Source organism: Lutaonella thermophila (assembly GCF_055387725.1).
The window spans coordinates 695362-716409 of sequence record NZ_AP043783.1 but is presented as its reverse complement, the minus strand read 5'-3'; the positions used below and the strand labels follow the sequence as shown (position 1 = coordinate 716409).

Sequence of the window (21048 nt, the reverse complement as noted above, 5' to 3'; positions counted from 1 at the left end):
TGCTACTGTGTCTGTTCTATATCTTTAGTTAAATCTAACTTTCTAAAAGAAGGCGAAGCTATTCCTGTAACAATAACCGTAAGCAGTGTCATGCTTCCGCCAAAAACAACTGCCGTAACGGTTCCCATAAGCTTTGCTGTGAGTCCGCTTTCAAAAGCTCCTAACTCATTAGATGACCCAACAAAAATAGAGTTTACAGAAGCTACTCTTCCTCTCATTTCGTCCGGGGTTTTTAGTTGTAAAATGGTTTGTCTGATAACCATAGAGACCCCATCTGTAACTCCGCTAAAAAAGAGCGCTACTAAAGAAATCCAAAAAACAGAAGAAAGCCCGAATGCTATAATAGACAGCCCAAAACCAAACACAGCCACTAATAATTTCATTCCGGCATTTTTACTTAAAGGCACATAGGCAGATATTAGCATGGTAATAAATGCTCCAACGGCAGGTGCTGCACGGAGTATTCCAAAACCTTGCGAGCCTACTTGTAAAATATCTTGCGCATAAATAGGAAGTAATGCTACTGCTCCGCCAAACAAAACGGCAACCATATCTAACGTGAGCGCACCAAAAATTGCCTTGTTTTTAAACACAAATCTTACCCCTTCTTTTAAACTTTGTAAAACAGGTTCTCCTATTTTAGGATTTAATACCGGTTTTTTAGGGATAAACAATAGCGTAACTAAAGCAAGTAAAGAAAATCCAAAAATTAAACACATAGACCAGTGTACGCCAACCCAGTTAATAGAAAAACCAGCTAAAGCCGGGCCTAAAACAACTGCCATTTGCCATACAGAGCTGCTCCAGGTTGCCGCATTTGCATATATTTTTTTGGGCACAATTAATGCGAGTAATGAGAAAATAGTAGGACCTAAAAAAGCTCTAACAATTCCTCCTAAAAATACTAATGCATAAATACCGTAAAGAGTTGCTTTTGAAGTGAACTTTTGGGCTATTAATGGCCAGGTTAGTAAAAAAAGACCAAGACTTATAACCGAAAATCCAATGATACATTTAATAAGTAGGCTCCTTTTTTCACTTTGATCTACAATATGCCCCGCATATAGCGCCATTCCGATGGCAGGTATAACTTCCATTAGCCCAATAATCCCGAGAGAGAGCGGATCTTTAGTTAAGCTATAAACCTCCCACTCTATAACTATAAACTGCATTGACCACGCAAACACTAAGGCAAACCTTACCAGCAAAAAAAGGTTAAACTCTTTATATCGTAATGCAGCGTAGGGGTCTATAGTTTTCATATAAGCAATTAAGCACCGTACTTAACTAAACACCAGGCAAATATCGTGAGTTATTACAGCTAAACAAAACGTTTTACATGATGTCTTTAAGTTTTAGCTGTGCAGATACTTTTCCGTTCCACTCGTTTTCATCTAATGAATACACGGCAGAAAACAGGTTGTTGTTTTTAAGTATGTTTATTTTATGAGCCAAATTAAATCCTATTCCGTCTATCTCTATATTTTGATTAAGTTGAGTTATTTTGCATTTTAGGTGTTCATTTTCTTTGCCAACCGGTCTTGCGTAGCCGGTATCTTTTAGGTTTCTTGACAAAAAAACCGGTGCATAATTTCCGGGGCCAAATGGTGCAAATTGCTTTAATATTCTGTGTGTTTTTGGTGTTAGTTCAGACAAATTAACCTCTGCATCAACTTTAATTTCGGGAGTTAAAAGTTTCGGATTAATGGTTTGTTTAACTACAGATTCGAATTTTTCTTTAAAGATTTCAAAGTTTTCTTCAAGCAGTGTTAATCCTGCAGCAAAATCATGGCCGCCAAATTGCTCAATACAGTCTGAGCATGCTTCTAAGGCCTCATAAACATTAAATCCGGCAACAGACCGAGCCGAAGCTGTTAGCTTACCGTTGCTTTTAGTAAATACTACTGTTGGCCTGTAATATGTTTCAGTGAGTTTAGAGGCTACAATACCTATAACACCCTTATGCCATGAAGGATTATATACTACAGTTGTAAACTTATCTTCCTCTTTATTTTCTTTAATTTGTTTGAGTGCTTCTTTGGTAATTTCTTGATCTAACCCTTTTCTCTCTGTGTTATATTTTTCTATTTCATCTGCATATTGCTTAGCTTTTTCGTTGTTCTCTGCAGTTAATAATTGTACTGCATATTCACCATGTTTTATTCTTCCGGCTGCATTAATTCGGGGGGCTATTATAAATACTACATCGCTTACATTAAACTTCTTCTTTTTTCTTAATTGTTTATTAATAATTGCCGCTATTCCGGGTCTGGGGTTTGTATTTATTTGCTTTAACCCATAAAACATTAGCACTCTGTTTTCTCCTGTAATAGGAACAATATCTGCTCCAACAGCAGTTGCTACTAAATCTAAATACCCCTCCAGTTCTTTAAAGCTTTGGTTGCGTACATTGGCTAAAGCTTGAACTAATTTAAAACCAACTCCGCAACCGCAAAGTTCTTTATACGGGTAGTTACAATCTTCGCGTTTGGGGTCTAAAACTGCTACTGCACCAGGAAGTTCTTTACCGGGTTTGTGGTGATCACAAATAATAAAATCTATGCCTTTTTGTTTTGCGTATGCTACTTTTTCTAATGCTTTTACACCACAGTCTAAAGCAATTATTAATGAAAAATTATTGTCTGCAGCAAAATCAATTCCTTTAAATGAAACACCATATCCTTCATCATACCTATCAGGAATATACGTTGCAACATTGCCGTAAAACGAACGCAAATAAGAAGACATTAACGCAACTGCTGTAGTACCATCTACATCATAATCACCATAAACCAATATGTTCTCCTGGTTTTTAATGGCTTGTAAAATACGCTCTACAGCAACATCCATATCTTTCATTAAAAAAGGATCGTGAAGCTTATTTAATGAAGGCCTGAAGAATGTTTTTGCATCATTAAAAGTTGTAATCCCTCTTTGCAAAAGCAATGTTGCTATAAGTGGACTAACTTGAAGTTCTTTTGCTAATGTTGTTATTTTCTCTGATTCGGGTTTGGGCTTAATTGTCCAACGCATAGTAGTAAAAGTAGTAAAGGTGTTCCCAAAAATACAAGTTTAGGGGAAAGCTACATAACATTTATCCCTGCTTCTTTAAAAGAAGAAAAAAGAGGTTCGTTTGGAGAATGGTCGGTAATAATTGTATCAATTTTATTTACAGGAACTACCACATAGCTTTTATCTTGCATTAGTTTTGTGCTTGTGCATAATGCAACCACATAATCTGATGCTTCTATCATGCTTTTTTTAATATGGGCCACTTCCCAGTCAGGTTCAGTCATTCCTCTCTCTAAATTAAGTCCGCTTACACCCATAAAACAAATATCTGCCCTAACTTTAGTAATTGCATTAACCACATCTATTCCAACCGTAACTTGTGCTGTTTTATTGAGTTTCCCGCCTATAAAAACAACTTCTATTGTAGGATGATGTGTTAGCTCTAAGGCTATTGGAAGACTATACGTAAAAACAGTAGCTTTTATATGCGACGGAATAATTTTAGCAAGGGCTAAATTGGTTGTGCTTCCGCTCATTAAAATTACCTGATCATCATGAATTAAATCAACTGCTTTTTTAGCAATCGTGTTTTTCTTGTCAATATCTGCAACTTTACGCTCTTCGTAAGTTTTAACTTTATTATCTAACGCTAATGCCCCCCCGTGAACTTTAAACAGAAGATTTTTAGCCTCAAGCTCTTTTAAATCACGACGTATAGTATCTTCAGAAACAGAAAGTTCTTCGCTCAATTGAGTTGATAAAACTTTACGGTTTCTTCTTAGCTTATCTAATATAAATTGATGTCTTTCGGGTTTTAGCACAACGAGTCTTTTTATCAAAAATGCAAAAACAAAAATAAAAACGCAAAAAAACGCAAAAAATAATATGGATTTCTTACCTTTAGTCTTATTTTACTAAATAACTAACAACATGAGACAAAAAATTGCAACGCTCTTGCTTGTTTTTTTTACCTCAACATTTTCATGGCTACATGCACAAGAAATTGTAGTTAAAGGCTTGGTAACAGACAGTCAGGGGACTGCCCTGCCGGGCGTTAATATTGTGGTAAAAGGTACAACAAGAGGAACATCATCTGATTTTGATGGTAATTTTGAAATTAGCGCCAACAGGGGCGATGTACTAGTATTTTCTTATCTAGGCTTTAAAACACAAGAAGTAAGTGTTAACGGAGCGTCTTTAAACATTGTTATGCAAGAAGATGCCAGTCAGCTTAACGAAGTAGTTGTAACTGCCTTTGGTATAGAAAAAGAAACTAAATCATTAGGATATGCAGTGCAATCTGTAGATGCCGACGATTTAAATTTAGCCGGACAAACCAACCCTCTCGAAACACTTCAGGGTAGAGTAGCCGGTGTACAAATTAACAGAACTTCCGGTACAGCCGGTGGTGGTGTAGATATCTTAATTAGGGGGGTAACTTCTGTTAATCCCGGAAGAGACAACCAACCACTTATAATTGTAGATGGAATTGCTTTAAATAATGATACCTTTACAGGAAATGTACTTCCTAGTGCCGGCTCTAACGCTAGCGGTAGCGCAGAGCAATTTGCTTTTTCTAACCGTGCCGGAGATTTAAACCCTGAAGATATAGAGAGCTTTAACGTTTTAAAAGGTGCGGCTGCAACAGCCCTTTACGGTATTAGAGCTTCTAACGGTGCTATTGTTATAACCACTAAAAGAGGGCGTCAAGGAAAAGTAAAAGTAGGTGTTTCTGCTTCAACTTCATTTAGAAAAGTAGAAAAAACTCCAGAACTACAAACCACCTACAGAGAAGGACACAGAACCACCAAAGTTCCTGCCGTAGAAGACCCAAATAGCCCAGATGGCTATACCAGATATGCAGGATTTTCTTTTTACTCTTGGGGTGTACCTTATACAGACGATAGCTTTACACTAAGTGATGGCACCGTAATAGATTTAAGTAATGATAAATTTCATAGCCCATACAATTTGTTTAGAACAGGAATAAACAATCAAGTTAACTTTAATATTAGTGGAGCTACAGAGCAGTTAGATTATTATTTATCTGCCGGAAACAGTTACGATGAAGGTGTTTTGCCAAACACTAATTATAAGAAAACCAACTTTAGGTTTAAAGGTGGTTATAAAGTGAGCGATAAGTTTAATATAGCATCGTCTATCACCTACTCTAACTCTGGCGGAACAAGAGGAACAGGTGGAGACAAATCTATTTTCAGCTCACTTTCATATTGGTCTGCTACTTTTGATATTAATGACTATTTACTACCGGACGGCAGACAAAAAAATTATTCTGCAGGAATTATAGATAACCCCAGGTATTTTGCCGAAAAAAGTAATTTAAAAGATAAGGTAAACCGATGGGTGGGTAACATAACCTTAAATTGGGCTCCTAAAGATTGGATTAATGTAACTTATTCTGCGCAAGTAGATAATTACTCCGATCAAAGAAACAGATTTGTTCCACCGGATTTAGATGTTGGAACACAAGTTGGAGGATTCGTAGTAAACGAAAACATTAACTTTACCGGGTTAGAGTCTAACCTCTTAGCTACTTTTACACACGATATTTCTGAAGATTTAAACGCTTCATTAACCGTTGGTCATCAGGTTTCAGACATAAAAACGGATTATACTTTCTTAAGAGGAGAAGGGTTAAATGTTCCCGGTATTAACGAGATTAGCAACACACTAAATTTATTTGGTAACACAAGCATTTCTCGTTTACGCAATGTTGGTGTTTTTGGTGATTTGCGCTTTGATTATAAAGACCAACTATTCCTTTCAGTTACTGGTCGTAACGACTGGGTTTCTGTAATGCCGCCACAAAACAGATCATTTTTCTATCCTTCGGTAAGTTTATCGTATCTGTTTACAGATATAGTAGATCCGGAGCAAAAAATTCTATCCTTTGGTAAATTGCGTACCTCGTGGGCACAAGTTGGTAAAGGACCAAACTTTGGTCAAGTAGGACAATATTTTATTAAAGATCCTGATTTCCCGTTCAGTGGTGCAGGAGGGTACAGAGCCAGCACGCAATTAGGAGATGTAAACCTAAAACCTGAAAGAAATAACACCTTTGAAATTGGTGCAGATCTACGATTTTTAGACAATAGAATTCGTTTAGACTACGCTTATTACAGATCTAAAGTAACCGATCAGATTTTCCCGGTTGGAGCGGCTTATTCATCAGGACTCTCAAGTGTGGTTAGAAATGCTGGTAACTACGAGACATGGGGACATGAAGTTTTAATAAGTGCAGACATTATTAAAAAGGCCGATTTTGGTTGGGAGGCAATTGTAAACTGGTCTACAACCGGTAGCGAAGTAACCGAAATCCCTAACGATCTGGATGAAATTGTTTTCTTTGATGATTGGATTACCAATAAAGCAAAAGTAGGAGATGAATTAGGAACGCTCTACGGATGGGTTTTTCAAACCGCTCCTAATGGAGAACGCTACGTTGGTCCGGATGGTAAATGGGTAGTTACCGGATCTGAAAACACAGGCTTTTATTACGAAGGGGATAATGAGAAGGTTAAAGTTGGTAATGCTTTCCCAGATTATATTCTATCATTAACTAATAACATTCGTTATAAAAACTTTACCTTAAACTTTCTAATAGAATATAAAGCCGGAGGCGATTTATATGATAGAGGAAGAAGAAACGCTATTAGAAATGGTAATTTAAAACTTACCGAGTTTAGAGATATGCCAAGAGTTCTTGAAGGCGTTATGGATGATGGAAACGGTGGGTTTACTCCCAACACACAAGAGCTTATAATTACTGCAAACGATTTTTATAGAGACTTTAATAACTATAATACAGCTGCAGAAATTTTACTTCAAGACGGTTCTTGGGTTAAATTAAGAACTATTGGCTTAAGCTATGCTATACCTCAAAAAATACTTAGCAAACTTGGTATTAGTGCAGCTTCTTTAAATGCAAGTGCCAATAATATTATTATTTGGACACCATTTGATGGATTTGATCCGGAGAGTAATCAATTTAGTGCCGGAAGCAATATATATGGGTTTACCGGATTAACAACTCCGTTAACACAAAGCTATTCATTCGGTATTAACTTTGAATTTTAAAAATATCAGTTATGAAAAAATATATATCAACCATAATCATAGCTATACTCACTGTTACAGTAGTTTCTTGTAGCGATGATTATTTTGACGTAAATACGCCCACAGGATCTGCTACTGAAGATCAGTTAAGCATGAACGATCTCTTGGGGCCTGCCATTTACCATACCGTTTTAGCACAATATTGGGCAGAGCGGTCTTTTGGAAACTATACACAGTACTTTACCGGACAAGGTGGCGGTGCTGCCGGACCAACATCTATAAGTAGTGCGTGGAGCAATATTTACCTGTATGCTTTACCTAATATTAATACCATTATAGAAAAAGCAAACGAAACCAACTCTAACCATTTTAGAGGTATCGCCAAAATTTTAATTGCTATAAATTTAGGCCTAGCAACAGATAGCTGGGAGGCAATACCATTTTCAATGGCCTCTATGGGGTCAGAAAACTTATCTCCGGCTTTCGATACGCAAGAAGAAATTTACAATAGTATAAACATTTTGTTAGACGATGCTATTGCAGATTTAAGTGCAGAAAATCAATCAGATTTTTCGCCAACTTCTACAGGAGATATAGCTTACAGAGGTGATACAGATAAGTGGTTACGTGCAGCTTACACCTTAAAGGCTCGTTATGCAATGCATTTATCTGAGATAGATGCAAATGCTGCTGCAAATGCTGCATTGAGTTATTTAGACAACGGATTTACATCTAATGATGACGACTTACAAATATTTTTTGAAGAGCGTAATATAAATCCATGGCATTCAAGACAAGTATTAGCTCCTAATACCGGAAATGTTCATGATAAAGTTGGCGACCAACTGGTAAGTTACATGAACGGCACTTCGTATCCGTTTCAAAGTGGTATAACTATAGATCCAAGGTTGCCGGTTTATGCAGATAATATGGGTGATCCTGGAGACCCTTACAGAGGATATGTTAGTGGAGGTGACGGTTTATCATCAGACGGTGAGTTAGCAAATACAGATTTTGCTGATGCCGGATACTACTCTTCTGTAGATTCTCCTATAGTTATTATATCGTATGCAGAAGCTTTATTCTTAAGAGCCGAAGCAGCATTTATAGCTAACGGTGGTACCACTACAAGTACAGGAACTACCTCAGAAGCTTACAATGCTTATTTGGCCGGTATTCAGGCAAACATGGAAAAGTTAGGTGTAGATGGATCAGCGTATTTAGCAGATGGCGCAATAGCTGTTGGCGAAGCTAATTTAATGTTACACCACATAATGAAAGAAAAATATATAGCTAACTTCCTAAACCCGGAAACGTTTGTAGATTTTAGACGATATGATTTTTCTCCTGATGTGTTTTTAGATTTAGAGCTTCCTGTAGATAATGCAGAGAGCGAATTCCCGGGGCAATGGCTTGTTAGAGCTCAATATCCAGATTCTGAAGAAACCAGAAACCCTGATAATGTAAATGCTAACAAAAAATCGCCAACAGAACCTGTTTGGTGGGATAGATAGTATAATTAACAAAAAGGCTTCAAAATTTTGAAGCCTTTTTTTATGCGTTGTGGTATACTATTTTAACCTCAATTTCTGCAAAACGCCTAAACATCTCCATTACACCACAGTATTTTTCTATAGATAAATCAACTGCTCTTTTTAATTTTTTCTCATCTAAATTACTACCATAAAAATGATACTCTATAGTTACTTTATCGTAATATTTTGGGTGCTCGTCGGTAAGATTGGCAATAGTATCTATCTTGAAATCGGCAACATCCAATTTCATTTTCTTTATTAACGATGCAATATCTAATCCTGAACATCCTGCCAAAGCAGAGAGCATTAATGCTTTTGGTCTGTAACCATCATCTTTACCTCCATCTTCTTCACCGGCATCTATATAAACTTTTTTACCTGAAGGGTTTGTACTCTCAAACCTCATATTGCCAAGCCATTTTGTTGTGATATGATTTGTCATAATTAATTAACTATTTTTTTGTTACTTGTATGCATCAAAAGTACAGATTAATTTACAATACAATATTATGCCATTAGTAACACCATTATCTCCAGATCACGATCCTGAAACTAAAGCATTAGCAGCATTTTTTAATGAAACGTTAGGGTTTTGCCCTAACTCTGTTTTAACCATGCAGCATCGGCCAGAAATAAGCAAGGCTTTTATAAATTTAAATAAAGCGGTTATGGCAAATCATGGTAGGGTAACCTCTGCGCTTAAAAGAATGATTGCTTGGGTAAGTAGTAATGCAACAGGCTGTAGGTATTGCCAAGCTCATGCTATAAGAGCTGCAGAGCGTTATGGTGCAGAGCAAGAAAAATTAGATAATATCTGGGAATACAAAACACATCCGGCTTTCTCTGAGGCAGAACGTGTTGCTCTAGATTTTTCTTTGGCTGCCAGCCAAATACCCAATGCTGTAGATGAAAATTTGAAAAAGCGTCTTTATGAGCACTGGAATGAAGGCGAAATTGTAGAGATGTTAGGTGTTATATCGCTTTTTGGTTACCTAAACAGATGGAATGATAGCATGGGGACAACATTAGAAGAAGGCGCCATAGAAAGTGGTGAAAAATACCTTAAAAAACACGGATGGAATACGGGCAAGCATGTTTAACACAATGCTTGCTTTACTTTAGCTTGTAATACCGGAATAACCTCATTTAAAAACCAACTGTTTTTTGTTAACCAAAACCTGTTTCTTGGTGACGGATGTGGTAATGGTAGTATGTTCTTCTTCTCAAAGTCTTTAAATGACCTGACGGTTTCTGTTAGATTCTTTTTGATAGAATTTTGTAAATAATAGCGCTGTGAATATTGACCAATTAGTAAGGTTAAAGAAACATGGGGCATTTGCCGTAATAGTTTTTCGTGCCATAAAGGAGCACATTCCGGTCTTGGGGGTAGATCGCCAGTTTTTCCTTTTCCGGGATAACAAAACCCCATAGGAATTAATGCAATTTTAGTTTCGTCGTAAAACACATCGTTGGTTATACCCATCCATTTTCTTAATTGTTTTCCGCTGGGATCATTCCAGGGAATTCCGGTTTTGTGAACACTTGTTCCAGGAGCCTGCCCAATAATTACAATCCTAGCTTTAGAATGTGCAGATACTATTGGATTTGGCCCCAAAGGTAAATGGGCTTCACACTCCTTGCAAGCTCTTATTTTTTTAAGTAGTATTTGCATTATTTTTTCCCGGAAACAACTATTACTAATTCTCCTTTGGGAGGGTGGTTTGTAAAATGATTAATCACATCCTTTAGTGACCCTCTAATATTCTCTTCGTAAACCTTACTTAACTCTCTTGAAACCGATATATGACGGTCTTCACCAAAATAAGTCGAAAAGTCTTTTAAGGTTTTGAGAAGCTTATACGGCGATTCGTAAAAAACCATCGTTCTGGTTTCTTCGGCTAAAAACTCTAATCGTGTTTGCCGTCCTTTTTTAACAGGCAAAAAACCTTCAAACACAAACTTATCACACGGAATACCACTATTAACCAATGCTGGCACAAAAGCAGTAGGCCCGGGTAAACAAACCACATTCACATCTTGTTCTAAACACGCTCTAACAAGCAAAAAACCGGGGTCTGAGATTGCTGGAGTTCCGGCATCAGATATTAATGCCATGGTTTCTCCGGCTACTAACCTATTAACAAGCAAATTCACGGTTTTATGCTCATTGTGCATATGATGACTTTGCATTTTGGTAGTAATGCCGTAATGTTGTAAAAGTTTAGCGCTGGTTCTGGTATCTTCGGCTAAAATAGTATCTACTCTTTTTAGAGTCTCTACAGCTCTAAACGTCATGTCGTTTAGGTTGCCTATAGGAGTAGGCACAACATATAATGTTCCCATAAACTTTTAATTGCAGTGTTTTTTTGGCTTATATAAACCTAGCCTCTATAAGCTCTAAAAAGCGGGTTTCGTAGGCTTCTTTTCCGTCCCAATTATTATAATCGGGTTTTACCATTTGTTCTATAAACACTTTAGCCTCTTCAAAACTTGTTTTTGTGTTTAGCTGAGAGATTACTCTGTTGTAGTCTTCTGTGCTATCATTAAATAAATGCTTTATAAAAGCCAATTTATCGTTTAACCCAATACTAATCCCTTTTTTTAGTTTATCATTTAACGTAACTGTTTTAGGCTCTTTAGTTACAGATGTGGACAAAATTTCTTTTTCTTTTTTTTCGAACGTTGGTTGCGATGTTATTTCGGCTAAAAAGTCATCTATTTCTTCGGGTTGTGGCATTTCGGCCACCATATCTTTAATAGTTTCTATCCCCGGAGTTATAATGTCTTCCTCATGCGGATTGCTTTCCGGCACTTTAGCGTTATATGCTAAAACTGCTGTTGCTAATTCTTTAAATTTTTCTGCAATCTCACTTTTGTTAACATCTATTTCTAAATCGTTTAGCTTATCTTCAATAAATTTTAATACTGTAATATTCTCATAAAGCTTTCTGGCTTCATATTGCAATACAGCAATATCTTCGTTTGTGTCTAGCTTTAAAATTTTTTCTGCCAAGGCTTTAAGTTCTAACTCCAATCTTTTCTTCATAATTTTTAAAAATTACACCAAAACTGACATTGGTTTTTTAATAAATTTGTACCACCTTTATACAAACGGAGGCATTCTCTGTTTATGATATGAAAAATACAAAATGTTTCTTGAAAATACAGTAAATCACAAAGAACAATTTGGCTGGATAGAAGTAATTTGCGGGTCTATGTTTTCGGGTAAAACCGAAGAGCTAATTAGACGGTTAAAACGCGCCCAATTTGCGCGTCAGAAAGTAGAAATTTTTAAACCGTTAATAGATACCCGTTATGATGATGAGATGGTAGTCTCTCATGATGCCAACGAAATTAGATCTACTCCTGTTCCGGCTGCTGCTAATATTAGGTTGTTAGCAGACGGGTGTGATGTTGTTGGTATAGACGAAGCCCAGTTTTTTGATGATGAAATTGTTGCTGTTTGTAATGATTTAGCCAATAAAGGTATTCGAGTAATTGTGGCAGGCTTAGATATGGATTTTAAAGGAAATCCTTTTGGGCCAATGCCCGCTCTTATGGCTACTGCAGAGTATGTAACAAAAGTTCATGCAGTATGCACCAGAACCGGAAATTTAGCGCATTACAGTTACAGAAAATCTAATGATGACAGCCTTGTTCTCTTAGGCGAAACAGAAGAATATGAGCCTTTAAGTAGAGCAGCTTACTATAAAGCCATGTTACGCGATAAGGTTAAAAAAATAGATGTGAAAGACCCCGAAGAGGTTTCGTCTAAAAAACAAGACTCTAACAATGCCTAAGGTTCAAGAAACTACACTAGAGATTAATCTGCCTGCCTTATCGCATAATTATGCTTTTTTAAAAAGCAAAATTGCTCCAGAAACTAAATTTATGGCCGTTGTAAAAGCCTTTGGTTATGGTTCTGATGCTGTAGAAGTAGCCTTGCATTTACAACAATTAGGTGTAGATTATTTTGCTGTAGCATACACACAAGAAGGTATTACGTTAAGAGATGCCGGTATTACTAAGCCTATTTTAGTGCTGCACCCACAACCTTTTAATTTTGGTGTTTTAATAGACCGTTGTTTAGAACCCAGTATTTACAGCAAACGTGTTTTAGAAGCATTCTTGAGCACAGCAAAGCAAAAAAAACAAGAAAACTATCCAATTCACATAAAATTTAATACCGGATTAAACCGTCTTGGTTTTGCCCCTAAAGATATAGCCTATTTAAACAAGGTGCTCCCAAATAAGGCTTTAAAAGTAGTTTCTGTTTTCTCACATTTAGCTGCCACAGAAGATGCTGACGAAAAAGATTTTACACATAGTCAAATAAGCCTTTATAAAGAACTTGCTTTAAAGGTGTCTGAAAATTTGCCTAATAAACCGCTTTGGCATGTAGTTAATACATCAGGTATTTTAAATTATCCTGAAGCCCATTTTAATATGGTTAGAAGCGGCATCGGACTCTACGGGTTTGGCAACAATACATTTTACAGCAAACAACTAAAGCCAATAGCTACACTAAAAAGTGTTATCTCTCAAATACATTATATAAAACCCGGAGATAGCATAGGCTATAACAGAGCCCATATTGCCAAAACAGCAATGAAAACAGCTACAATTCCGGTAGGGCATGCAGATGGTATTGGCAGGCAATATGGTAATAAGGTTGGCTACGTTACCATACACCAAAAACAAGCTCCTATTATTGGAAATGTTTGTATGGATATGATGATGGTTGATGTAACTCATATTGATTGTGAAGAAGGTGACGAAGTAATCGTATTTGGAGAAAATCCAACGGCAGAAACCCTTTCTGAAAAAGCAAACACTATATCGTACGAACTAATTACAGCTATCTCTCAACGAGTAAAACGCGTAATTGTTCGATAATTCGTTGCTTTTTAGTCTTGTAAGAAAACTGTTCTCCGCAATTTTTTACTACATTGTACTATCACTAACCCTTAAAACAACACAACATGGGATTTTTTAAAGATTTTAAGTCCTTTTTAATGAAAGGCGATATCGTTAGTTTAGCTACTGCTGTAGTTATTGGTGGAGCTTTTAACACGATTGTAAAATCGGCTGTAGACGATGTTTTAATGCCAATTGTAGGTGTTATAACAGGCGGTACAGATTTTACCCAAAAATTTATTGCTTTAGATGGGCAATCTTATGAGAGTTTAACGGCTGCTAAAGAAGCCGGAGCTGCTGTAATTACTTATGGTAATCTTATACAAGCAACCATAAACTTTATAATAGTTGGGCTGTTTATTTATGTGTTTTTAAAGGCATATGAAAACTCTAAAAAGAAAGAAGAAGCTGCTCCTGCAGCACCAAAAGGCCCTTCGCAAGAAGAATTGTTAACAGAAATTAGAGACTTGCTAAAGAACAAATAATAAAAACTGTCTTTTAAGAGCCTGCAATTTAATTGCAGGCTCTTTTTGTTATAAATACCACAAACTGAACTATTTTTTTTATTCGGTTTTATTAGCGCTTACAAACCGTTATTAAATTTCTACTTTTGCACTTTAAATTAAACATATGAAAGTTGCAGTTGTAGGTGCCACCGGTATGGTTGGTCAGGTTATGCTTAAGGTCTTAGCAGAACGTAAATTTCCGGTTAGCAAATTAATTCCGGTAGCTTCAGAAAAATCTGTTGGTAAATTAGTTTTGTTTAATAACAAAGAGTATCCGATAGTTAGTTTAGCCGAAGCTGTAAAAGAGCAACCCGATATTGCTTTATTCTCTGCCGGAGGTAGTACTTCGTTAGAATGGGCTCCAAAATTTGCCGAAGTTGGGACGACAGTTATAGATAATTCGTCTGCTTGGCGTATGGATCCTACAAAAAAGTTAATCGTCCCCGAAATTAATGCACAAAGCCTATCAAAAGCCGATAAAATTATTGCAAATCCTAATTGCTCTACCATTCAAATGGTTATGGTTTTGGCTCCGCTTCACCAAAAATATAAAATCAATCGCATTGTGGTTTCTACCTACCAATCTGTTACCGGTACCGGTGTAAAAGCAGTAACACAACTACAAAACGAGCAATTGGGTAAAAAAACAGAAATGGCCTACCCATATGCAATTTATCAAAATGCATTACCTCATTGTGATGTTTTTGAAGAAAATGGTTATACCAAAGAAGAAATGAAATTGGTAAGAGAAACTCAAAAAATCCTTAACGATAAAACTATTGCTGTAACCGCAACTGCTGTTAGAGTTCCGGTTATTGGAGGTCACTCTGAAGCTGTTAATGTAACTTTTAAAGACGATTTTAATGTAAACGAGGTAAGACAGCTTCTGCATGAAACTCCTGGTGTTGTAGTGCAAGATAATCCGGATTGTAACACCTATCCTATGCCTCTTTACGCTCAAAATAAAGATGCTGTTTTTGTTGGCAGAATTAGAAGAGATGAGTCACTACGCAATTCATTAAACCTTTGGATTGTTGCAGATAACTTAAGAAAAGGAGCTGCCACAAATGCTATACAGATTGCAGAATATTTAGTAAATAACGGGCTGCTTTAAGCAGTATTAAATTTATGTTAAAAGCGTTTTAAAAGTAAAGAGAGGGCTGTTTTTTTATGCTATATTTGATGCTAAACATCTCTAAATCATGAAAAAAACTACCCTCCTCTTATTAGTTATCTCTTTTGCTTTTTCTTGTAAAAAAGACAGTAATTCACTTATGACCGTTACATATCCGGAGACTAAAAAAGCCGATTCGGTTAATGTTTATTTTGATACCGAAGTTAAAGACCCTTACCAATGGTTAGAAGATGACCGTTCTGAAGAAACAGCACAATGGGTTAAAGCTCAAAATGAAGTATCATTTGGTTATTTAGATAAAATTCCGTTTAAAAACACTTTAAAAGAACGCTTAGCATCGCTTTGGAACTACGAAAAAATATCTGCTCCGTTTAAAGAAGGAGACTATACTTACTTTTATAAAAACAACGGGTTGCAAAATCAATATGTTGTTTACAGGCAAAAAGAAGAACAAGAACCCGAAGTTTTTTTAGACCCTAACACGTTTTCTAAAGATGGGACAACGTCTCTCGCAGGACTTAGTTTTACAAAAGATGGCTCATTAGTAGCCTACTCTATTTCTGAAGGTGGTAGTGATTGGAGAAAGGTAATTGTAATGAATACCGAAACGAAAGAAATAGTTGAAGATACCTTGGTAGACATAAAATTTAGTGGTATCTCGTGGAAAAACAATGAAGGGTTTTTCTATTCTAGTTACGACAAGCCAAAGGGCAGTGAACTATCAGCCAAAACAGATCAGCATAAACTTTATTATCATAAATTAGGAACGCCTCAAGAAAACGATGTGTTAATTTATGGTGGCACACCACAAGAAAAGCACCGTTATATTAATGGTGCCGTAACAGAAGACCAAAATTATTTAATAATTTACGCACGTATCTCTACCTCAGGAAATAAACTTTTTGTTAAAGATTTAAGAAATCCCAACAAACCTCTAATAACCGTTTTAGACCATACTGAAAGCGACACCTTTGTTGTTGATACAGACGGAGACACCTTTTATTTGGTAACTAATTTAAATGCTCCAAATAAAAGAGTAGTTACCATGAATATAAACAATCCGGAACCCGAAAATTGGGTGGATTTTATTCCGGAAACAGAGCATGTGCTAAATGTTTCTACTGGTGGTGGTTACTTTTTTGCTAGGTATATGATAGACGCCATCTCTAATGTAAAACAATACGATTATAACGGTAACCTTGTTCGAGAGATTTCTTTACCGGGTATTGGCTCTGCAAATGGTTTTGGTGGCAAAAAAGACGATAAAATAGACTATTATACATTTACAAACTACAAAACCCCGGCCAGTATTTACCAATACAATGTAGAAACCGGAGAGTCTAAGTTATACTGGAGCCCTAATATTGATTTTAATCCTGAAAATTACGAGTCTAAACAGGTTTTCTACACGTCTAAAGACGGTACTAAGGTTCCGATGATAATTACCTATAAAAAAGGGCTTGAATTAAATGGTAAAAACCCTACCATTCTGTACGGATATGGCGGTTTTAATATAAGCCTTACCCCTTCATTTAATATTGCTAATGCTGTTTGGTTGGAACAAGGAGGTGTTTATGCAGTACCTAACTTAAGAGGCGGGGGAGAGTACGGTAAAAAATGGCACATTGCAGGAACCAAAATGCAAAAACAAAATGTTTTTGATGATTTTATAGCTGCAGCCGAATATTTAATAGAAAACAACTACACTTCGCCACAATACTTAGCTATTAGAGGAGGCTCTAATGGTGGTCTTTTGGTTGGTGCTACTATGACACAGCGTCCTGATTTAATGAAGGTTGCTTTGCCTGCTGTTGGCGTTTTAGATATGCTTCGTTATCATAAATTTACAGCTGGAGCAGGGTGGGCTTATGATTACGGAACAGCAGACGACAGTAAAGAAATGTTTGAGTATTTAAAAGGGTACTCGCCTTTACATAATATAGAGGAAGGCACCAATTATCCTGCAACATTAATTACTACAGGAGACCATGATGATAGGGTGGTTCCTGCACATAGCTTTAAGTTTGCTGCAACCTTGCAGGAAAAGCATAAAGGTAAAAACCCTATTTTAATAAGAATTGAAACAAAAGCAGGGCATGGAGCAGGCAAACCCACATCAAAAATCATCGAAGAGCAAGCAGATATTTTTGCCTTCACATTTTATAATATGGGCTTTAAAGATCTTCCTAACAAAGCCGTTTTAAAAGAATTTAAAGATTAACTTTGTGTTTTACTATAAAACCGCTCTTTTAGAGCGGTTTTTTTATGCCATTTTAATTAATTTATATTTGCTTTTTAATAATGCTAAAAGTAAACAACATAACCGTATCGTATTCAGATATTCCTGTTTTACAAGATATTTCTTTTACGTTAGATGAAGGAAAAATAGTTTCTGTAGTTGGCGAAAGTGGCTCCGGAAAATCTACAATATTAAAAGCAATTTATGGGCTTTTACCCTTAACCGAAGGTGCTCTTTCTTGGAAAGACAAGAAAATGCTGGGTCCGCTTTATAACCTAATCCCCGGAGAACCCTTTATAAAATATGTTTCACAAGATTTTGAGCTGATGCCATTTATTACCGTTTCAGAAAATATTGGTAAATATTTATCGGCTTTTTACCCTGAGCAAAAAAAAGAACGCATAAAACAGCTTCTTAAGCTTATAAATTTAAGTGAGTTTGCTAACACTTTAGCTAAAGATTTAAGTGGTGGCCAACAACAACGTGTTGCATTGGCAAGAGCTTTAGCTCAGGCGCCAGAATTATTATTGTTAGACGAGCCTTTTAGCCAGGTAGATTCTTTTAGAAAAAACTCACTTAGGCATCAGTTATTTTCGTATTTAAAAAAGAAAAATATAAGCTGTATAATTGCTACACACGATGCTGTTGATGCGCTTTCTTATGCAGACGAAGTAATAATTTTAAAAGCAGGCAAGATTATTGCCTCCGGAGCACCTCAAGAAATATATAATAATCCTAACTCTATTTATGTAGCTTCTCTTTTTGATGAAGTGAATGTGCTCCCTGCTTCTATTTTTAATATCGCTTCGAATCCCCAAAAAAATGTGCTCCTATACCCGCATGAGTTAACCATATCTAATAATGAAAATGGTTTAAAAACACGTATTGTAAACATTTATTACAGAGGCAGTTATTTTTTAATTGAAGGATTACACCACGGGAATACAGTGCTTTTTAAATGTAATAACCAGTTAAACCCAGGTCAGTGGGTTTGGCTTAAGCAGCCTGAGCTGTCTCTTTTAGAAAGCAGATTAGTTAATTAAATCTGCTAAATCTTTCCCTACTTGTGTTCCTATTGCAACACCCATTCCGCCCAATCTAACACCACAAAAAACATTGGGTTGTAATTGTTTTAATATAGGTTTCTTTTGTTCTCCAACCCCCATAATACCACTCCACCTTTGGTCTATTTCAAATGGTGTATTTGGTAAGATTACTGTCTTTAAAAGGTTTTCTAAGCTATTTTGGATTAATGGTGTTTCTCCAAAATCTGTTGTGGTTTCTCCTTCTATATCTAAATTTCTACCACCTCCAAACAAAATTCTGCTGTCTATATTTCTAAAATAATAATACCCTCTATCTAAATGAAATGTGCCCTTTATATGCAAATCAGGTATTGGTTTTGTAACTAAAACCTGAGCTCTAGCGGGTGCTACATTATTTATATTAAGTTGCTTTGCAAACCCGTTTGTTGCTATAAACAACGCCTCTGTAGTAACTGTAAAGTTTGGTGTTTTTACTAAAATTTTACTTGATAAAGCTTCATAACTTGTTACAGGGCAAGAATTTAAAATTGTAATGTTTTTGCTTTGGGCTAATTTTAATAATGCATCCATGAGCTTTCCGGTATTCAATTGCCCTTCAAAAACATTTACTATGTATTGGTCTTCAATGTTTTTAAACCCAAAGGTGTTTTTCTCTACTTTATAAACTTCCGATTTAAAAATAGGATACAACAGCTTGTTTAAATACGCTTTCTTCTCTAAACATTCATTAAAAAGAATTTTGTGTTCTTTTAAAAAAAGCTCATACCCTTTCCAGTTGTAAAATTCTATTGTTTTATCTCCCAATAAATTTCTTAGTTGTTGCAGGCCTCTCCAACGCTTTTCAACTAACGCTAATACTTCGTTCTCTGAATGATTTTCTAAATCTGCTAATAATTCCGATGCGCTTCCAAAGCAAGCAAAACCGGCGTTTTTTGTGCTTGCTCCTTGCGGAAATATTCCTTTTTCTAAAACTAAAATTTTGGCTTTTGGGTGTTTTTCTCTTAGTTGTAATGCACAATTAAGTCCAACTATTCCGCTACCTACAACGGTAAAGGTAACATCAGAAAGCCATTGTGTTTTTTCCCAATACGAAATACTCATACAACGAAAATACAGATTTAGAGGTTTTCAGATAAAAAAGCATAAAAAAACCCCGAACAATTCGGAGTTTTTTTTAGTGTTATTCTTCTTCTGGTGGAGCCATTTTAAAGTCTTCCATAAACTTGGTGGTGTAGTTACCTGCCAAGAAATCAGGATGTTCCATGAGTTGTCTATGAAACGGAATTGTAGTTTTAATTCCTTCTATAACAAACTCATCCAGAGCACGTTTCATTTTATTAATAGCTTCTTCTCTGGTTTGAGCTGTTGTAATTAATTTAGCAATCATAGAGTCATAGTTAGGCGGAATTACATAACCGCTATACACGTGAGTGTCTAACCTAACCCCATGCCCCCCCGGAGCGTGTAACGTTGTTATTCTGCCCGGTGATGGTCTGAATCCATTATAAGGATCTTCGGCATTAATACGACATTCTATTGAATGTAGCTTTGGCGTATAATTTTTACCGGAAATTGGCACTCCGGCAGCTACCAGAATTTGCTCTCTAATTAAATCGTAATCAATTACTTGCTCTGTTATAGGATGCTCTACCTGAATACGGGTATTCATCTCCATAAAGTAAAAGTTACGATGTTTATCAACTAAAAACTCAACTGTACCTGCTCCTTCATACTTAATAAATTCTGCTGCTTTAATAGCTGCTTTCCCCATTTTATCTCTAAGCTCATCGGTCATAAAAGGAGAAGGAGTCTCTTCTGTAAGTTTTTGATGTCTTCGTTGTACTGAACAATCACGCTCTGATAAGTGGCACGCCTTACCGTATTGGTCTCCAACAATTTGAATTTCTATATGGCGAGGCTCTTCAATTAGCTTCTCCATATACATACCATCATTACCAAAGGCTGCAGCCGCTTCTTGTTTAGCGCTCTCAAATGCTTTTTGTAAATCTTCTTCTTTCCAAACGGCACGCATTCCTTTACCACCTCCTCCGGCAGTTGCTTTTAGCATAACCGGATAGCCAATTTCTTTGGCTATTTTTTTGGCGTGGTCTAGTGATTTTAATAATCCGTCTGACCCCGGTATAGTTGGTACTCCGGCTTTTTTCATGGTTTCTTTGGCTGTTGCCTTATCTCCCATTTTTTCTATTTGCTCCGGAGTTGCACCAATAAATTTTATACCGTGTTCTGCACAAATTTTAGAAAACTTGGCATTTTCTGATAAAAACCCGTAGCCGGGATGTATTGCATCTGCATTGGTAATTTCTGCAGCTGCTATAATGTTAGGTATTTTTAAATACGATTCTGAGCTTGGTGCAGGGCCAATACATACTGCTTCGTCTGCAAAACGAACATGAAGGCTATCGGCATCTGCAGTAGAGTAAACAGCAACCGTTTTTATGCCCATCTCTTTGCAGGTTCTGATAATTCTCAGTGCTATCTCTCCCCTGTTGGCAATTAAGATTTTTTTAAACATAATGCTTTAAGATTAGATGTTTAAATTTTTTTTATAGTACCCTTACAA

The 21048-nt window shown here is 36.3% G+C and carries 18 protein-coding genes; 9 read left to right on the top strand and 9 right to left on the bottom strand.

Annotation, left to right across the window (positions count from 1 at the left end; genetic code table 11):
* Positions 1-2: 2 nt before the first annotated feature.
* The 3 genes from ACZ5CF_RS03235 to ACZ5CF_RS03225 form a co-directional block, all read right to left on the bottom strand.
* On the bottom strand, positions 3-1262 hold the full coding sequence (locus tag ACZ5CF_RS03235; RefSeq protein ID WP_464580341.1) for an MFS transporter: 1260 nt from the start codon (positions 1260-1262) through the stop codon (positions 3-5).
* Positions 1263-1335: 73 nt separating this feature from the next.
* The gene (gene recJ / locus ACZ5CF_RS03230; protein WP_464580340.1) at positions 1336-3033 is read right to left on the bottom strand and encodes a single-stranded-DNA-specific exonuclease RecJ; all 1698 of its coding nucleotides are present in this window, start codon (positions 3031-3033) and stop codon (positions 1336-1338) included.
* 50 nt (positions 3034-3083) lie between these two features.
* Positions 3084-3833, bottom strand: a complete 750-nt coding sequence (locus ACZ5CF_RS03225; protein ID WP_464580339.1) for a DeoR/GlpR family DNA-binding transcription regulator — start codon at positions 3831-3833, stop codon at positions 3084-3086.
* Between the two features lie 109 nt (positions 3834-3942).
* On the opposite strand from ACZ5CF_RS03225, the gene ACZ5CF_RS03220 reads away from it, so the two are divergent.
* Entirely contained in the window at positions 3943-7110 is a 3168-nt protein-coding gene (locus ACZ5CF_RS03220) for a SusC/RagA family TonB-linked outer membrane protein (protein ID WP_464580337.1), read from the top strand.
* An 11-nt stretch (positions 7111-7121) separates the two neighbouring features.
* A complete protein-coding gene (locus ACZ5CF_RS03215) occupies positions 7122-8603 on the top strand; it encodes a SusD/RagB family nutrient-binding outer membrane lipoprotein (protein ID WP_464580336.1) in 1482 nt (493 codons plus the stop codon).
* Positions 8604-8643: 40 nt separating this feature from the next.
* On the opposite strand, the gene ACZ5CF_RS03210 is transcribed toward ACZ5CF_RS03215, so the two are convergent.
* Entirely contained in the window at positions 8644-9066 is a 423-nt protein-coding gene (locus tag ACZ5CF_RS03210) for an OsmC family protein (protein ID WP_464580334.1), read from the bottom strand.
* 67 nt (positions 9067-9133) lie between these two features.
* Here ACZ5CF_RS03210 and ACZ5CF_RS03205 point away from each other — a divergent pair, with 67 nt between their 5' ends.
* A complete protein-coding gene (locus ACZ5CF_RS03205; protein WP_464580332.1) occupies positions 9134-9724 on the top strand; it encodes a carboxymuconolactone decarboxylase family protein in 591 nt (196 codons plus the stop codon).
* On the opposite strand, the gene ACZ5CF_RS03200 is transcribed toward ACZ5CF_RS03205, so the two are convergent.
* From ACZ5CF_RS03200 to ACZ5CF_RS03190, 3 genes are read right to left on the bottom strand one after another with little or no spacing between them, the layout of a single operon-like run.
* Positions 9721-10296 (bottom strand): uracil-DNA glycosylase family protein, encoded by a 576-nt coding sequence (locus ACZ5CF_RS03200; protein WP_464580330.1) that lies wholly within the window; start codon positions 10294-10296, stop codon positions 9721-9723. The two genes, ACZ5CF_RS03205 and ACZ5CF_RS03200, sit on opposite strands and share 4 nt — an antisense overlap.
* Positions 10296-10967: a 16S rRNA (cytidine(1402)-2'-O)-methyltransferase gene (gene rsmI, locus ACZ5CF_RS03195; protein ID WP_464580329.1), complete on the bottom strand. Its 672-nt coding sequence runs from the start codon at positions 10965-10967 to the stop codon at positions 10296-10298. Before rsmI ends, ACZ5CF_RS03200 begins: the two co-directional genes overlap by 1 nt.
* 28 nt (positions 10968-10995) lie before the next feature.
* Positions 10996-11670 (bottom strand): hypothetical protein, encoded by a 675-nt coding sequence (locus ACZ5CF_RS03190; RefSeq protein WP_464580328.1) that lies wholly within the window; start codon positions 11668-11670, stop codon positions 10996-10998.
* 103 nt (positions 11671-11773) lie between these two features.
* Here ACZ5CF_RS03190 and ACZ5CF_RS03185 point away from each other — a divergent pair, with 103 nt between their 5' ends.
* The 6 genes from ACZ5CF_RS03185 (at position 11774) to ACZ5CF_RS03160 (ending at position 18464) form a co-directional block, all read left to right on the top strand.
* Positions 11774-12424 carry a thymidine kinase gene (locus tag ACZ5CF_RS03185; protein ID WP_464580327.1) on the top strand — a complete coding sequence of 217 codons (651 nt, stop codon included), beginning with the start codon at positions 11774-11776 and terminating at the stop codon, positions 12422-12424.
* The gene (gene alr / locus ACZ5CF_RS03180) at positions 12417-13520 is read left to right on the top strand and encodes an alanine racemase (RefSeq protein WP_464580325.1); all 1104 of its coding nucleotides are present in this window, start codon (positions 12417-12419) and stop codon (positions 13518-13520) included. The genes ACZ5CF_RS03185 and alr overlap by 8 nt, the downstream gene beginning before the upstream one ends.
* Before the next feature lie 86 nt (positions 13521-13606).
* A complete protein-coding gene (gene mscL / locus ACZ5CF_RS03175) occupies positions 13607-14026 on the top strand; it encodes a large conductance mechanosensitive channel protein MscL (RefSeq protein WP_464580324.1) in 420 nt (139 codons plus the stop codon).
* Between the two features lie 145 nt (positions 14027-14171).
* A complete protein-coding gene (locus tag ACZ5CF_RS03170; protein ID WP_464580322.1) occupies positions 14172-15161 on the top strand; it encodes an aspartate-semialdehyde dehydrogenase in 990 nt (329 codons plus the stop codon).
* A gap of 88 nt (positions 15162-15249) precedes the next feature.
* The gene (locus ACZ5CF_RS03165) at positions 15250-17403 is read left to right on the top strand and encodes a prolyl oligopeptidase family serine peptidase (RefSeq protein ID WP_464580321.1); all 2154 of its coding nucleotides are present in this window, start codon (positions 15250-15252) and stop codon (positions 17401-17403) included.
* 80 nt (positions 17404-17483) lie between these two features.
* Positions 17484-18464, top strand: coding sequence for an ABC transporter ATP-binding protein (locus ACZ5CF_RS03160; RefSeq protein WP_464580320.1), 981 nt, complete (start codon positions 17484-17486; stop codon positions 18462-18464).
* Here the strand turns inward: ACZ5CF_RS03160 and ACZ5CF_RS03155 are convergent.
* Together ACZ5CF_RS03155 and accC are read right to left on the bottom strand one after the other, a co-directional pair.
* The gene (locus ACZ5CF_RS03155; RefSeq protein WP_464580318.1) at positions 18453-19568 is read right to left on the bottom strand and encodes an NAD(P)/FAD-dependent oxidoreductase; all 1116 of its coding nucleotides are present in this window, start codon (positions 19566-19568) and stop codon (positions 18453-18455) included. The genes ACZ5CF_RS03160 and ACZ5CF_RS03155 overlap by 12 nt on opposite strands.
* Before the next feature lie 79 nt (positions 19569-19647).
* Positions 19648-21000 (bottom strand): acetyl-CoA carboxylase biotin carboxylase subunit, encoded by a 1353-nt coding sequence (gene accC, locus ACZ5CF_RS03150; protein WP_464580317.1) that lies wholly within the window; start codon positions 20998-21000, stop codon positions 19648-19650.
* Positions 21001-21048 lie beyond the last annotated feature (48 nt).